The sequence below is a fragment of the Streptomyces sp. B15 genome (assembly GCF_018070605.1).
GTDB lineage: Bacteria > Actinomycetota > Actinomycetes > Streptomycetales > Streptomycetaceae > Streptomyces > Streptomyces smyrnaeus.
In genome coordinates, this window is record NZ_JAGPXJ010000027.1 from 74814 (window position 1) to 88321 (window position 13508).

The following is a 13508-nucleotide window of genomic DNA, read 5'->3' on the forward strand; positions in this document are numbered from 1 at the left end:
AGTCGCGGAAAGCGACTCCCCACTCGCATGCCGTGCATGCCGTGCATGCCGCGGATGCCGTGGTCATGAGGGCGTCACATCGGCCGGGTCCCCCAGCGTTCTGGCTATCAGGTCGGTGTCGCAGTACTCGGTCAGCGCCTTCAGCTTTCCCTCCTCGATGTGGCAAACCCAGCAGTAGGTGTTGTTGTAGGGCTTCCCCTCCGTGGTGGTGGCGCGGCCGCTGCACTCCACGACCACGCAATCGCCGGTGGCGAGGAGGCGGTGCGGTGTGTTCGTGTACTCGTCCGCAAACTGGGCGAGCAGCGGAAGGAAGAGTTCGTTGAGGACGGTCTGTTTCCCCTCGTAGGTCCCGGACCATTTCGTCGTGCCGATGATCGTCCAGCGGAAGTCGTGGGAGAGGCTCTCGACGAAGGGCCGGCCGTCCCCCTCGACCAGCCCGGCGAAGATGTGCCGCATCAGTCGCGTGTTCTCGGTCTCGCCCATGACTGCTCCTCCCTCATCTGGTGCCGTGAACCCGGTGCGCCATTCAACAGGCCGCCCGTGCCGCTGACGGGCTGTCCTCCTGACGGACCCTGCCGAGGCTGGGACCGAGGCCGACGGACCCCGCCGAAGCTGGGACCGAGGCCGGCGGACCCCGGCCTGCTGAGGGGCACTCAGCCGACCGGGGCGAGAACCGGCCGGGGTCGGTTCCCGCCCCGGTGCAGGTGCAGCCCCGGCACATGTCGGTCCCGGGGCCCCGGTGGGCACATCAGTACGAATCCCGGGGGTGCCGTCGTGCGGGGTGGGGGGTCACTGGGATGGCCGTACGATGGCGCGGTGCTGGTCAAGTGGATGCGCTGCACCGTCGTCGATCGCCCGGGGTTCGTACGGGCGCAGCGGAAATGGGCAGGGCTGCTCGGCGAGCCCGGTTTCCGGGGGCAGGGCGGTGGCTGGAGCCGCTCCCGGGAAGGGGTCGTCCACCTCTTCGGGTTCTGGGAGAGCCGCGCCTTCTACGACTCCTTCATGGCGCGCTCGCACGACCGGCTGCACGCCGCCCAGGTCGGTACCTACAAAGAGATGCAGGTCCGGCTCTTCGAATACCGCTTCGACGTGAAGACCGGCTTCCGGCCCGTCTTCACCGACGCGGACCTGCTGCGGGTGGCCCACTGCCGGGTGCGACCCGACCGGATCGAGCACTACACGCTGATGCAGGAAAAGGTGTGGAACCCGGCGATGGCAGGCTCCCCCGGTATGCTCCGCGGAGTCTTCGCCCAGGCGAACACCGAGGACGAGTTCCTGGTCCTGTCGATGTGGGACTCCACCGCCGAATACGGAAAGTACCGGGTGGAGCGCGTGGAGCGGCTGGCCCTGCGTGCCCAGACCGGGGCCGACGTCACCCACGTCACCGGAGACGTGATCGACCTGGAGCCGTCCTGGACCGTCTGACCTAGGGTGGAGCTCATGGCACGTCCTCGTCGTATCGTCCTGCTCCGTCACGGAGAGTCGGAGGGAAACGCCGACGACAGCATCTACGAACGCGTGCCTGATCACGCGCTGCCACTGACCGAGCGCGGCTTGCGGCAGGCCGAGGACGCAGGCAAGCGGCTCCGCGGGGTCTTCGGTGAGGAGCGCGTCTCCGCCTATGTGTCGCCCTACCGCCGCACCCGTGAAACCCTCGCAGCGCTCGGCATCGGCCCGGAGCAGATGCGGGTGCGTGAGGAGCCCAGGCTGCGCGAACAGGACTGGGGCAACTGGCAGGACCGTGAGGACGTGCGGCAGCAGAAGAAGTACCGCGACGCATACGGCCACTTCTTCTACCGCTTCGCCCAGGGCGAGTCCGGGGCCGATGTCTACGACCGGGTCGGGGCCTTCCTCGAAAGCCTGTGGCGCAGCTTCGAGGCGCCCGACAACCCGCCGAACGTTCTGCTGGTCACACACGGTCTCACCATGCGGCTGTTCTGCATGCGCTGGTTCCACTGGACAGTGGAGGAGTTCGAGTGCCTCTCCAACCCGCGCAACGGGGAGAGCCGCGCCCTCCTGCTGGGGCCGGAGGGCCGCTACCGCCTGGACCGGCCTTTCGAACGCTGGCAGGCTCCCCGCCCCTATGGGGACCGCTCCGACCGGAGCCGCCGCTAACATCGTCGGGACATGAGTGCTCCCTTCTCCGATCCCGCCCACGATGAGCGGGTCTCCCGCGCCCTGGCCAGCCTGCGCGGACTGGCCGTGGGCGACGCCCTGGGCTCCCAGTTCTTCGTCCCCGCCAACCTCCCCTGTCTGCGCAGCCGGGAACTGCCGCCCGGCCACTGGCAGTGGACCGACGACACCGAGATGGCCGCCTCCGTGATGGCCGTGCTCGCGGCGCACGGCCACATCGACCAGGACGCGCTGGCCGCTTCCTTCGCCGCGCACCACGACTTCGACCGCGGCTACGGCCCCGCGGTGAACCGCATGCTCCGCCTCATCCGCCAGGAGGGCGTCGACTGGCGCGAGTTGGCTGCCGGCCTCTTCGACGGTCAGGGCTCCTGGGGCAACGGCGGCGCCATGCGGGTCGCCCCGCTCGGCGCGTGGTTCGCCGACAACCCCGAGCGCGCCGCCGACGAGGCCGAACGCTCCGCCGAGGTCACCCACCGGCATCCCGAGGCCGTCGCCGGCACCCGCGCGGTCGCCGCGGCCACAGCGCTCGTCGCGGCCGGTGGTCTGGGCGCGGCCGACAGCCGGGGTCCGGCAGACGGCTCCGACCCAGCAGACAGCTCCGACTCAGCGGGCGGCTCGGACCTGGCCGAAGGCCCGGGCGGAACCGTTGGGAGCGGAACGGCCGGGCCGCTCACTGCGGAGGGCCTGCTGGCCCGTGTCCAGGAACTCGTCCCGCGCAGTGCCGTACAGGCCGGGCTGCGCCGCGCCGTCGACCTGCTCGACTACGCCGACGTGGGCACGGTCGCGGCCGTCCTCGGTTGTGGTCGGCGCACCAGCACCCAGGACACGGTGCCCTTCACGCTCTGGGCCGCGGCCCGCAACCTGGGCGATTTCCGTGCCGCGATCTGGACCACCGCGAGCGCCGGGGGTGACGTGGACACCACCTGCGCCATCGTGGGCGGCATCGTGGCGGCTGCCGGGTCCGCAGCCGCTCCTCCCGAGGAATGGCGGGAACGCACCGAAGGATTTCCCACCTGGTTGCTCGATGCGGTCGGCTGAGCTCCCAGGATCCGGAAGTCGTGCACCCGCTTCCCATTCCGCGGACTCTCCGTCACCAATTCACCTCCTTCTGCGATCACCGAGCTCTTCTCCCGACTCTTTCGCCGCCATCGGTCGTCTTCGGCGGACTCCCCTGAACTCGCCGCTCCCCCAGCGGATACGCTAGTTATTGCCATGCCGTACGAGTCTCCAACCCATCGCGTCGAGCGTTCGCTCCGCGCCACCACCGGTGCCAAGATCGTCGCCGGAGTGGATGAGGTCGGCCGTGGAGCCTGGGCGGGACCCGTGACGGTCTGCGCCGCCATCACGGGCCTACGCCGACCCCCCGCCGGTCTCACCGACTCCAAACTCATCCCCGAGCCCCGCCGTAGCGAGCTCGCCGAAGAACTGACCAGTTGGGTCACCGCCTACTCTCTCGGTCACTCCACGCCGGAGGAGATCGACGAACACGGCATGACCGCCGCTCTCCGCCTCGCTGCAGGCCGCGCCCTCGACGGCCTGCCCCAGCGACCGGACGCCGTGATCCTCGACGGCAAGCACGACTACCTCGGGCCGCCGTGGCGCGTGCGTACCGTCATCAAGGGCGACCAGTCGTGCGTCGCCGTCGCCGCCGCCTCGGTCATCGCCAAGGTGCGGCGTGACGCCCTGATGGCCGAACTCGCTCCCGAGCACGCCGAGTTCGGATTCGAGGACAACGCCGGGTATCCCTCCCCGGTGCACAAGGCCGCCTTGGAAAAGATCGGCCCCACCCCGCACCACCGGCTGTCATGGGCCTATATGGACGCCTTGACCCGATGGAAGCATCTCAAGCGCTACAGGAGCGAGCCCACAGAACAGATCGGCCTCTTCTGAACCGGCACATGAACCGGCACAGTCCAACGGCGCTGTCGCCAAGTACGGGAAGTCGATCGCGGGAATATCCGCGTAACCCGAACCCGCTGACACGTCCGTTTCCATCATTTGATAGACAACACCTCATGCCTCTCACTCCCGAGGAGCCACAGATTTACGAGAGCGTCCCGGGCACCCGCGCTTCAGCGGGAGCATCCCGAACCCCGCAGGCATCCCGCGCCGCAGCCCCTGTTCCCGGCCCTCGTCAGGCGCCGCGTCCCGCACCGCCGCGCACCGACAGCAAAGGCCCCAACACCCCCGGCCGTCCCGGTGGCCCCCGCCAGGGGAATCCGCCGGCCTCGGCCAAGCCTGCCTCCCCGGACACAACGGCCCGTATCCATCTGGTCGCTGCGACCGACGCGACCGCGGTGGAGGTCGCCGACGAGACCGTCGACAAGCTCCTCGACGAAGGTCGGGCGCCCGGCGAGATCCTGCTGCTGACGACCGGTGGCCAACACCCCTGGGCGGAGCACGAACTCTCCTTCGGTGAGGACTCCTACTGGCGCCAACTCACCGAAGCCGAGGACGTGTTCTGCACTCACGCCGCCACGGCGGCGCGCACCACCCAGCGGCCCATCGTGCTGCTCGCCGTCAACGGTGGCACCGACCCCGAGGCGGCGGCCGCACTGCCCGCGGCCCTGGAGAAGGCCACCGAGCAGCTCATCGTCTGCGGGGACCCGGAGCGCGTGCGCGCCCTGCTCTGACTCCACTCCCGCCACACCGCCGGAACGGGTTCTTGAGCCGCAACTCCCGGAACCCCCTCAGGCAGTTGGCGGGCCAGGTGGCTCCCCCACGGTGGAGGTGCCGCGGAGGCCGGCCGGTCAGTTCTGGGTCGCGAGGACCAAGGGCAACACCTCCTTCGCACCGGCCTGGCGGAGCATCCGGGCGGCTACGGCGAGGGTCCACCCCGTGTCGATGTAGTCGTCCACCAGCAGGATGGGGCCCTCCAGTGCGGGGAGGGATCCCGCCAGCTCCGGTGGCAGCTCCAGAGCCTCGTGGACGGCGCGCAGACGCTGGGCACCATTGCTGCGCGCTCCGTTCATCACTCCGAACTCGTCCGCGCACGCCACCACTCCGAGCAGCGGGATGCGGCCGATGTCGGCGATGCGTTCCGCGAAGGAGCGCACCAGCTGCGGACGGGTGCGGGACTCGACCGCCACGACCCCCGACGGTCGCCCGGAGGTGTCCGAAGCCCCCGAGGCCCAGCCGTCCGGTCCCTTGGCCCAGTCCGAGAGAACCGTCACCGCACCGTGCAGTACGTCGTCCGGGATCGGTCCGTCCCCGCCCTGCTCGGACAGCAGCGGACGGAGCCGGTTGCCCCAGCCGATGTCGGACAGCCGGCCGAGGGCCCGCCCGGGTGAGGCCTGCTGCTGCTCGGGGATGCGGCCCTTGAGGTCCAGGCCCACGGCCTGCATCCCGGTCGGCCACATCTTCCGCGGCTCGATGCGTACCCCGGGCCTGCGCAACTCGCCGCGGGCCGCCACGACGAGGGACTCGTCGACCTGTGCGCTGAACCGTCTGCCGGCGCAGTTGTCGCACCGGCCGCAGGGCGCCGCCGCCTCGTCGTCCAGCTCCCGCCGCAGATATTCCATCCGGCATTCGGTCGTCTCGGCATACTCGCGCATGGCACGCTGCTCGGCCTGGCGCTGTCGCTCGACCCACTCGTAGCGGTCGGCCTCGTAGCGCCACGGCTGGCCCGTGGCGACCCAGCCGCCCTTGACACGCTGCACCGCTCCGTCCACATCGAGAACCTTCAGCATCATCTCCAGCCGGGAGCGGCGCAGCTCCACCCGCGGCTCCAGGGCGGGCAGTGACATCGGGCCGCCCGCCGCCGCCAGCACATCGAGGGTGCGGCGCACCTGCTCCTCGGGAGGGAAGGCCAAAGAGGCGAAGTACCGCCAGATCGCCTCGTCCTCCTGGCCGGGCAGCAGCAGTACTTCGGCGTGATCCACTCCACGTCCCGCACGGCCGACCTGCTGGTAGTAGGCGATGGGCGAGGAGGGGGAGCCGAGGTGGACGACGAAGCCGAGATCCGGCTTGTCGAATCCCATGCCCAGGGCCGAGGTCGCCACCAGGGCCTTCACACGATTGGCGAGGAGGTCGGCCTCGGCGGCTTCGCGGTCTGCGTTCTCCGTCCTGCCCGTGTAGGAGGCCACCTCGTGTCCGCACTGGCGGAGGAAGGCCGCCACCTCTTCGGCGGCCGCGACGGTGAGGGTGTAGATGATCCCCGAGCCCGGCAGGGATTTGAGGTGTTCTCCCAACCAGGCGAGACGGTGCGCGGCATCAGGCAGCCGCAGGACATTGAGGCTGAGGCTCTCCCTGTCCAGGGAGCCGCGGAGCACCAGAGCTGGGGTCGAGCCGACCTGGTCCTCGGTGCCGTCCGCAGGGGTACCGAGCTGGTCGGCGACATCGGCCGTGACGCGTGCGTTGGCCGTGGCGGTTGTCGCCAGCACCGGGACGCCGAGTGGCAGCTCGGCGAGCATGGTGCGCAGCCTGCGGTAGTCGGGGCGGAAGTCATGACCCCAGTCGGAGATGCAGTGCGCCTCGTCCACCACAAGCAGCCCCGTGGACGCGGTGAGGCTGGGCAGCACATGATCACGGAAATCGGGATTGTTGAGGCGCTCCGGGCTGACCAGCAGAACATCGACCTGCCCGGCGGTGACCTCGGCCTCGATGGTCCGCCAGTCCTCCGGGTTGGCGGAATTGATCGTGCGGGCGTGGATACCGGCCCGTGCGGCGGCCTCCACCTGGTTACGCATCAATGCCAGCAACGGGGAGACGATCACCGTCGGCCCCGAGCCGCGCTTGCGGAGGAGAGCGGTCGCCACGAAGTAGACCGCCGACTTGCCCCAGCCGGTGCGCTGGACCACCAGCGCCCTTCTCCGCTCTGCGACCAGCGCCTCGATGGCCCGCCACTGGTCCTCACGCAGCCGGGCCGGCCCCCGAGGGTCGCCCACGAGGTCGGCGAGCACCGCATCGGCTTCTTGTCGCAGGTGTGTGTCACTCATGCGTCCATGCAACCTGATGCCGCCGACATCCGAAGACCCGGCCTGTGGAAAACCCAGAATTAGTCTGACAAAAATACGAGTCGCCTCGACTGTGGATAACCGACGACCTCGAATTCGCGCTTTGCGTCACCGTCGGGGCATGACACAGCACGACCGCGAATCCCGCGGCAACGAACCGACTCCGCCCTGCCCCCAGGACCCGACTCCGCCTCCGCAGGCAAGCGTCTCGCTGCGGGATCCCGCCGAACTCGCCGAGGCTCTGCCCTACCTGCTCGGGTTCTATCCGGACGACTCCCTCGTCGTCGTCGCCCTCCACGGCGAGCGGGGACGCTTCGGTGGCCGGCTCAGGATCGGCATTCCCGACGCCGAGAGCGGCTGGGCAGCCTTCGCGCCCCAGATCGCCGACTGCTTGGAATCCAGCTCGCGAGCGCGCGGTGCCCGGCCCGACGGCGCCTTGATCTTCCTGTGTCAGGAGCCCGACGAAGGCCACACGGGGCGGGATGTCATGGAGCGGCTGAGTCCTCTTGTGCAACAGCTGCGGCGCGCCTGCGGGGAGCTCGAGATTCCCGTCTACGAGGCGCTGTGCCTCTCGGGCGGCAGGTATTTCTCCTACTGCTGTCCCGATCCGCGTTGCTGTCCGCCCGAGGGCGTCCCCCTGGCGGACTCCGGCACGTCGGCCATGGCCGTCGCCGCCGCATACGCGGGGGTGCCGATGCACGGCTCACTGCGCGAGATGGAGAGGCGACTGAGCCCGCTCGGGCCGCCGTTCGCCGAGGAACAGATCCGGGCCCTGGACGGCCTCAGCGCCGAACTCACCCCCCGGATGGTGCCCGACGAGGGGCGGCCGCAGGTGCGGGCCGAGACCTTGGCCCTCCTCGGGCGGCTGATGGAACGCTTCCAACGGTGCTCACCGACGGCGGGAACGACGATGAGCCAGGACGCGCACGACGACGGCCTGCTCAGCCATGACGAATGTGCCACGGCGATCCTCGGCCTCCAGGACCGGGAGACCCGTGATCAGGCGGCCGAGTGGATGGAGGGGGCGGACGTGGCACCGGCTCTCCGGCTCTGGCGGGCGCTGGCCCGGCGCTGCGCGGGGCCCTACCTCCGATTCGCGGCGGCGCCGCTCACCTTGGCCGGCTGGGTCGCCTGGTCGGGAGGGGATGTGCCCACCGCCCGGGTCGCACTGGGACTCGCGCTGCGGACCGACCCCGACTATCTGTTCGCCCAGCTGTTGCACCAGGCCTGCAACGAAGGACTCGATCCCAAGCTGGTGCGCCACTGCCTCCGGAGCGAACAGGAGCCGGACCGGGCAGCAGGCGGGGGAGACCGGGGAGATCAGCCGGAGGGGACGACGGGCGACGCCGCCTGCTGACCGACCGCCTTGCTCGCTTCCGCCGGGGACGGAAGAGGCGCGGGCGCTACCACGGAACGGACTGTTTATCGTCAAGGAGACGACTATGATCACGCCATGCCCTATGACCCGTCGGCCTTCCCGCCCTTTGCCGTCACCGTCGACCTCGTGGTGCTCACCGTGCGCAAGGACGCGCTGTATGCCCTGGTCGTGCGCCGCGGGGAGCCTCCGTATCAGGGCCGGTGGGCGCTGCCTGGTGGTTTCGTGCGGGGCGACGAGGACTTGGAGGAGGCGGCGGCGCGCGAGCTCACCGAGGAGACCGGGCTGCGCTCACAGGCCCTCGAAGACCAGGACGCGGGTGCGCACCTGGAGCAGCTCGCCACCTACGGTGCACCCCAGAGGGATCCCAGAATGCGGGTGGTCAGCGTCGCCTATCTCGTCCTCGCGCCGGACCTGCCCGCGCCCACCGCCGGCGGAGACGCTCGCAGTGCCCGGTGGGCGTCGACGGACACGCTTCTCGGCGCGGAGGACGGTTCCGGGTGGGAGGTCGAGCAACAAGTGCCGCTCGCTTTCGACCATGACCAGATCCTGCGGGACGGGGTGGAACGGGCGCGATCCAAGATCGAGTACTCCTCGCTCGCCACCGCCTTCTGTCCGCCGGAGTTCACAGTGGGAGAGCTGCGGCGGGTCTATGAAGCAGTGTGGGGTGTGGCTCTCGATCCGCGGAACTTCCACCGCAAGGTGACGGGGACGCCGGGGTTCCTGGTGCCGACCGGGGGCACGACGACCCGGCAGGGCGGTCGGCCGGCCCAGCTGTTCCGTGCCGGAGGAGCCACGTTGCTCAACCCGCCCATGCTGCGACCGGAGGTCTGAGGCCGGAAGGGCAGTCGCGGCCGTGTTTCCGCAGGGCCGAGGGTCGAGCGGCTACCCGGAAAGTCGGAAATGTCGCGTTATCTTGCAGAGGTGCGTCCGCCACGCGTTCTGCGGGAGAAGCGATGATTCAGGCCATCGGACTCACCAGCACGGTCCGGCGCAAGCGCCTGCCGCGTGTCGACGACCTCACTTTCGAGGCGCGCCCCGGCAAGGTCACTGTGCTGATGGGGTCGGCTGGTTCGGGTAAGAGCGAGGCGTTGCGGCTGATGCTGCAACTCGTGCCAGGACGAGGTGTGGCGCTCTTCCGTGGCCGCCCGGTGCAGCGGATCCCGCACCCCGCCCGGGAGATCGGTGCCTTCCTCGGCGATGTCCCCGGTCATCCGGCCCGCACGGCTCGGGGCCAGTTGCACATGCTGACCGCGGTGGCGGGAGTGCCGGTCGAGCGGGCGGACGAGGTCTTGGAGGTGGTCGGGCTCAGCGGGCTGGCGGACCAGCGGCTCGGAGACTTCTCGCTCGGGATGGACCGCAGGCTCGGGATGGCGACGGCGCTGTTGGGCGATCCGCACACGCTGGTGCTGGACGAGCCGACCCGGGGACTCTCCCCGCGCGAAGCCACGTGGCTGCATGGACTGCTGCGCGGATTCGCGGACCAGGGCGGACTGGTGCTCGTCGCCTCGCGGGATCCGAGAGAGGCAGCCCGGATCGCGGACCGGGTCGTCACGATCGATCGCGGTCGGCTCCTGGCCGATCAAACGGCGGCCGACTTCTCGCGGACCCGACTCCGCCCCCGGGTCGCGGTCAGAACGCCGCACGCGGAGCGGTTCGCGGCTGTGCTCTCACAGGAGGCGCGAAGCGCGGAGCGGGCGAGCGCCGGACGGGGAGCGGTCGAGGTGGTGTGCGAGGGAGGTAGCCGGGTCTCGGTCTACGGGACCAGTTGTGCCGCCGTGGGGGAGTCCGCCTACCGGCACGGGATCCTCGTTCACAAGCTGACGGACGAGATCGGGGACGCAGGGGACAGCTGTCGGCCCGGCCCGCTGAACCGGGCGGACGGACGAGCCGCCCGTCGGGAGGCGGGGGGCTCGGCGGCTGCTGCGGCTACCGGGAGCACGGGGGAGCAAGCGAAAGGGGAAGGCATGGGGGTCTGTTATGTGGACGATGTGGGCCAGGCGGTACGCGGGGAAGCTGCGACACGAGGGGGAGAGGGGGACGTCGCTTCCGGACATGCCTCCGTACCCGCGCCGGGTAGCTACAAGCCGGGCGGCCCGACGCAGGCACGAGGCGGTCAAGGCGCAGACGCAGCAGAGTCGGAGTCGCAGGCCGGATCCGGCGCCGGCGTCGGTGCTGCCTCCGATGTGGGTGGTGAGCGGGGCTCCGAGACAGAACAGGGCGGAGCGGAAGAGCGCCCAGCCATGGCGAGGCGGCCCGGGGAGGAGCAGGAGTCGACGCCCCAGGGCGGCACGTTCCCGGAAGGCGCGCTCGTGCCGGCGGGGCACGAAGACCCGGGGAACAGGGCGACGGACGCACCTGGTGACCCTGTGCGCCGGTCGCAGCGATCGCCGAGTCTCACGCCCGGCGGGGTCGCCTCCGGCGAGACCGCCCCGGCTTCGGAACCGGGACCGAGCCCGGACCGGGATCCGACTCGGGCTGCTGAGGCGGCTCCAAGAGCCCATACCGGGGCCGCTTCCCGCCCTGCCTCCTCGGCCTCCTCCAACCTCTCGGCCTCCTCTTCCTCTGCTCCCTCCGGTCGCAGTGCTTCCCCCGCCTCCTCCGCTGTCTCCGGCCCCTCCACCTCGTCCCCGCCCTCCGGCCGGTCGGGGACGGCCGGCGGAAGGTCGAAGAGCGCGGCGGGGGCGTTGCCTCCGGAGTCCCCGGTGGTACGTCGGCCAGGACCGGTGGCGCCGCTGCGGTACGAAGTGATGCGGCTGTTCGGAGTGCGGACGCCGTGGGTGCTGCTCGCCTTGGCTCTGGTCTCGGCGCTGGGGATCTCCCTCACGGTGGCCGGGACGGACGGTGCCGCCTGGGAGAATGCTGCGACGGGGAGCGTTCCCGGTCTCAAGCTGCTCATCGGATGGCCGCCCGGATCGCCGTTTCTCGTGCCGCCCGCGGCCGTTGTGGCGGGGCTGCTGGGGGCCATGGCGTTCGGGCAGGAGTTCCGGTATCCGGCGCTGGTGCCCGCGCGGGTGCCCGTGCCCCGCAGACTCGGGATGCTGGTGGCCAAGCTCGGGGTGACGGCGGTCACTGCTGTGGTCCTGTGCCTGGCGACCGCGCTGTGCAACGCGGCGGCGTTGACCCTGTGCTACGGCGCGGACGCTCTGGCCGACTCCTTCCCCGACCACACGTTCGACCTCGCCGCTCTGACCAGCTACTCCGTCCCCGGCGGGCTGGAACCCGGGACCATGGTGCCGTCACTGGGAGTGCAGGTGATGGCGTTGCTCGCCCTCTGCGTCGGATGTGCTTGGGCGGGGTTGCTGGCCGCGGGCGTGTTCCGGTCGACCGCGCTGGGTGTGGCCGCTGTTGTGGCTGTGCCCATGCTGGTGGCGCCTCTCGTGCGCAGGGCAGCGGTCGGCTCCGGTGGCCAGTCGTTCGAGGGGTTGCCGGAGCGGTTGCGCTCGGTGCTGCTGTTTCCCTGGCCCTCGGCGGCGGAGCAGTCGGGGGCCGTGGCGATGGGAATCGTGTCGCAACCGGTGGGCCGGGCCCTCGCGTTGTCGGTCACCGTCCTGTTCTGTGCGTACGCCCTCACGTCCCTGCGGAGTCGACCGAGACAGCGGTGACCGCCGGTTGTGGACGGCCGTACAGGCGGGCAGGCTTGGGCTGTCGAGCGTCGGAACCGCCGCAAATCCGCCAGATGTTCACCTGCCGTCGGGGCCAAAACGGCACTCAAGGGCGGCAGATGGCTCTGACCACCAATGATGTGGTCCGTTCTTTCCGATAAGGCGTCAATTGTAAGGAAGTCATCGATCACCCTTTCGTGTGCTTTTCACCAAAGCCCTCAAGACCGCCCTGACCTCGGCCGACACAAGTGGTCGTGACTACCCTTGCGCACTCCATGATGAACGCGGCTCGCCCCGTCGACACCGGCCTCGTAGGCCCGGGCGAGCTGGACCGCTACGCATACGCCGAGTCAACGGGAACGGCGCGCACCACAACCAACGCCTCGGCGTGGGAGGGTTCCGAGGCTGAGATGAATCGAGTGGGCCGACGTGCGTCCGGTAGCCGAGGCAGGGGCCTGCACGGCCAACTCGTCCAGCAGCTCGGCCAGATGATCGTCTCGGGCGACCTGGGCGCCGACCGCCCGCTCGTCCCCGAAGAGATCGGCCAGCGCTTCGAGGTCTCGCGTACGGTCGTACGTGAGTCCCTGCGCGTCCTCGAGGCCAAGGGCCTCGTGAGCGCCCGCCCCAACGTCGGCACCCGGGTCAGGCCCGTCAGCGACTGGAACCTGCTCGACCCCGACATCATCGAATGGCGGGCCTTCGGCCCCCAGCGGGAAGGGCAGCGGCGCGAGCTGTGCGAGCTGCGCTGGGCCATCGAGCCCCTCGCCGCCCGCCTCGCCGCCGGGCAGAGCCACGACGACGTGCACCAGCGCCTCGGCGACATGGTGGAGATCATGGGCCACGCCCTTGCTCAGGGCGACACGCTCACGTTCTCGCGGGCCGACGCCGAGTTCCACGGGCTGATCCTGCAGGCGGCGGGGAACCGGATGCTGGAGCACCTCTCCGGCATCGTCTCCTCCGCGCTCCAGGTCTCGGGTGGGCCGACTGCCTGCTCCGAGCACCCCACGGAGGGCGGCGTCGCCAACCACCGCCGGGTGGTGGACGCGCTCGTCGCGGGCGAGGCGGCCGTCGCCGAGGCCGCCATGCGCCAGCTGCTGGGTGGGAACGCCGAGTCGGTGGCCGCCGCGCAGCCCGTACAGGGTGCGCCGGCTCCGGCCACGTCCGGTCAGTCCGCGCAGGCGGCGCAGCCCGCGCAGGCCGCACAGCCGGGGCCGCACGGGGTGCCCGCGGGCGCGGGGCAGCCGGGTCAGCCGGGTGGTGCCGGTTCCGCAGGCGGGGCGGACCATGTGGTGCCCGCCCCCCGCGAGCACTGACCCGCGCGGGCGCCCAGGGCGGTTCGGCCGGCTTTCGGCGACTCCCTTGGTGGTGCCCGCCGGGCGGATCGCGCCGTCGCGTGGTCCCGGGCCGCCGTTGTGCGGCCGGCCCGGGCCCGGCCGGCCG

Annotated in this window: 11 protein-coding genes; 9 read left to right on the forward strand and 2 right to left on the reverse strand. The window is 70.7% G+C overall.

Translation table 11 applies throughout. The features are described from left to right. Nucleotides 1-63 precede the first annotated feature (63 nt). Nucleotides 64-483 carry a nuclear transport factor 2 family protein gene (locus KBY19_RS15140; RefSeq protein ID WP_099884799.1) on the reverse strand — a complete coding sequence of 140 codons (420 nt, stop codon included), beginning with the start codon at nucleotides 481-483 and terminating at the stop codon, nucleotides 64-66. Between the two features lie 333 nt (nucleotides 484-816). Here KBY19_RS15140 and KBY19_RS15145 point away from each other — a divergent pair, with 333 nt between their 5' ends. From KBY19_RS15145 to KBY19_RS15165, 5 genes are all read left to right on the forward strand, one after another. After that, complete coding sequence (locus KBY19_RS15145; RefSeq protein WP_099884800.1) at nucleotides 817-1425, forward strand: YdbC family protein; 609 nt, start codon at nucleotides 817-819, stop codon at nucleotides 1423-1425. Nucleotides 1426-1440: 15 nt separating this feature from the next. Beyond that, nucleotides 1441-2115 (forward strand): histidine phosphatase family protein, encoded by a 675-nt coding sequence (locus tag KBY19_RS15150; RefSeq protein WP_099884801.1) that lies wholly within the window; start codon nucleotides 1441-1443, stop codon nucleotides 2113-2115. Nucleotides 2116-2127: 12 nt separating this feature from the next. Further along, nucleotides 2128-3171: an ADP-ribosylglycohydrolase family protein gene (locus KBY19_RS15155; protein ID WP_210965956.1), complete on the forward strand. Its 1044-nt coding sequence runs from the start codon at nucleotides 2128-2130 to the stop codon at nucleotides 3169-3171. A gap of 174 nt (nucleotides 3172-3345) precedes the next feature. After that, on the forward strand, nucleotides 3346-4023 hold the full coding sequence (locus KBY19_RS15160; protein ID WP_099884803.1) for a ribonuclease HII: 678 nt from the start codon (nucleotides 3346-3348) through the stop codon (nucleotides 4021-4023). Between the two features lie 125 nt (nucleotides 4024-4148). Continuing rightward, on the forward strand, nucleotides 4149-4766 hold the full coding sequence (locus KBY19_RS15165) for a hypothetical protein (protein ID WP_210965957.1): 618 nt from the start codon (nucleotides 4149-4151) through the stop codon (nucleotides 4764-4766). Between the two features lie 117 nt (nucleotides 4767-4883). Here KBY19_RS15165 and KBY19_RS15170 read toward each other — a convergent pair whose 3' ends face one another. Next, nucleotides 4884-7070: a DEAD/DEAH box helicase gene (locus tag KBY19_RS15170; protein WP_099884805.1), complete on the reverse strand. Its 2187-nt coding sequence runs from the start codon at nucleotides 7068-7070 to the stop codon at nucleotides 4884-4886. Between the two features lie 139 nt (nucleotides 7071-7209). Here KBY19_RS15170 and KBY19_RS15175 point away from each other — a divergent pair, with 139 nt between their 5' ends. The 4 genes from KBY19_RS15175 (at nucleotide 7210) to KBY19_RS15190 (ending at nucleotide 13381) form a co-directional block, all read left to right on the forward strand. After that, a complete protein-coding gene (locus KBY19_RS15175) occupies nucleotides 7210-8445 on the forward strand; it encodes a DUF4192 domain-containing protein (protein ID WP_210965958.1) in 1236 nt (411 codons plus the stop codon). 96 nt (nucleotides 8446-8541) lie between these two features. Then, entirely contained in the window at nucleotides 8542-9297 is a 756-nt protein-coding gene (locus KBY19_RS15180; protein ID WP_099884807.1) for an NUDIX domain-containing protein, read from the forward strand. 122 nt (nucleotides 9298-9419) lie between these two features. Further along, complete coding sequence (locus KBY19_RS15185; RefSeq protein ID WP_210965959.1) at nucleotides 9420-12068, forward strand: ATP-binding cassette domain-containing protein; 2649 nt, start codon at nucleotides 9420-9422, stop codon at nucleotides 12066-12068. Nucleotides 12069-12343: 275 nt separating this feature from the next. Beyond that, a complete protein-coding gene (locus KBY19_RS15190) occupies nucleotides 12344-13381 on the forward strand; it encodes a FadR/GntR family transcriptional regulator (protein ID WP_247691004.1) in 1038 nt (345 codons plus the stop codon). Nucleotides 13382-13508 lie beyond the last annotated feature (127 nt).

Bases quoted from the DNA above. Each gene is read 5' to 3' on its own strand.
- KBY19_RS15165 (WP_210965957.1), top strand. From the start codon at position 4,149: ATGCCTCTCACTCCCGAGGAGCCACAGATTTACGAGAGCGTCCCGGGC.
- KBY19_RS15150 (WP_099884801.1), top strand. From the start codon at position 1,441: ATGGCACGTCCTCGTCGTATCGTCCTGCTCCGTCACGGAGAGTCGGAG.
- KBY19_RS15140 (WP_099884799.1), bottom strand. From the start codon at position 483: ATGGGCGAGACCGAGAACACGCGACTGATGCGGCACATCTTCGCCGGG.
- KBY19_RS15190 (WP_247691004.1), top strand. From the start codon at position 12,344: ATGATGAACGCGGCTCGCCCCGTCGACACCGGCCTCGTAGGCCCGGGC.
- KBY19_RS15170 (WP_099884805.1), bottom strand. From the start codon at position 7,070: ATGAGTGACACACACCTGCGACAAGAAGCCGATGCGGTGCTCGCCGAC.
- KBY19_RS15160 (WP_099884803.1), top strand. From the start codon at position 3,346: ATGCCGTACGAGTCTCCAACCCATCGCGTCGAGCGTTCGCTCCGCGCC.
- KBY19_RS15175 (WP_210965958.1), top strand. From the start codon at position 7,210: ATGACACAGCACGACCGCGAATCCCGCGGCAACGAACCGACTCCGCCC.
- KBY19_RS15180 (WP_099884807.1), top strand. From the start codon at position 8,542: ATGCCCTATGACCCGTCGGCCTTCCCGCCCTTTGCCGTCACCGTCGAC.
- KBY19_RS15185 (WP_210965959.1), top strand. From the start codon at position 9,420: ATGATTCAGGCCATCGGACTCACCAGCACGGTCCGGCGCAAGCGCCTG.
- KBY19_RS15155 (WP_210965956.1), top strand. From the start codon at position 2,128: ATGAGTGCTCCCTTCTCCGATCCCGCCCACGATGAGCGGGTCTCCCGC.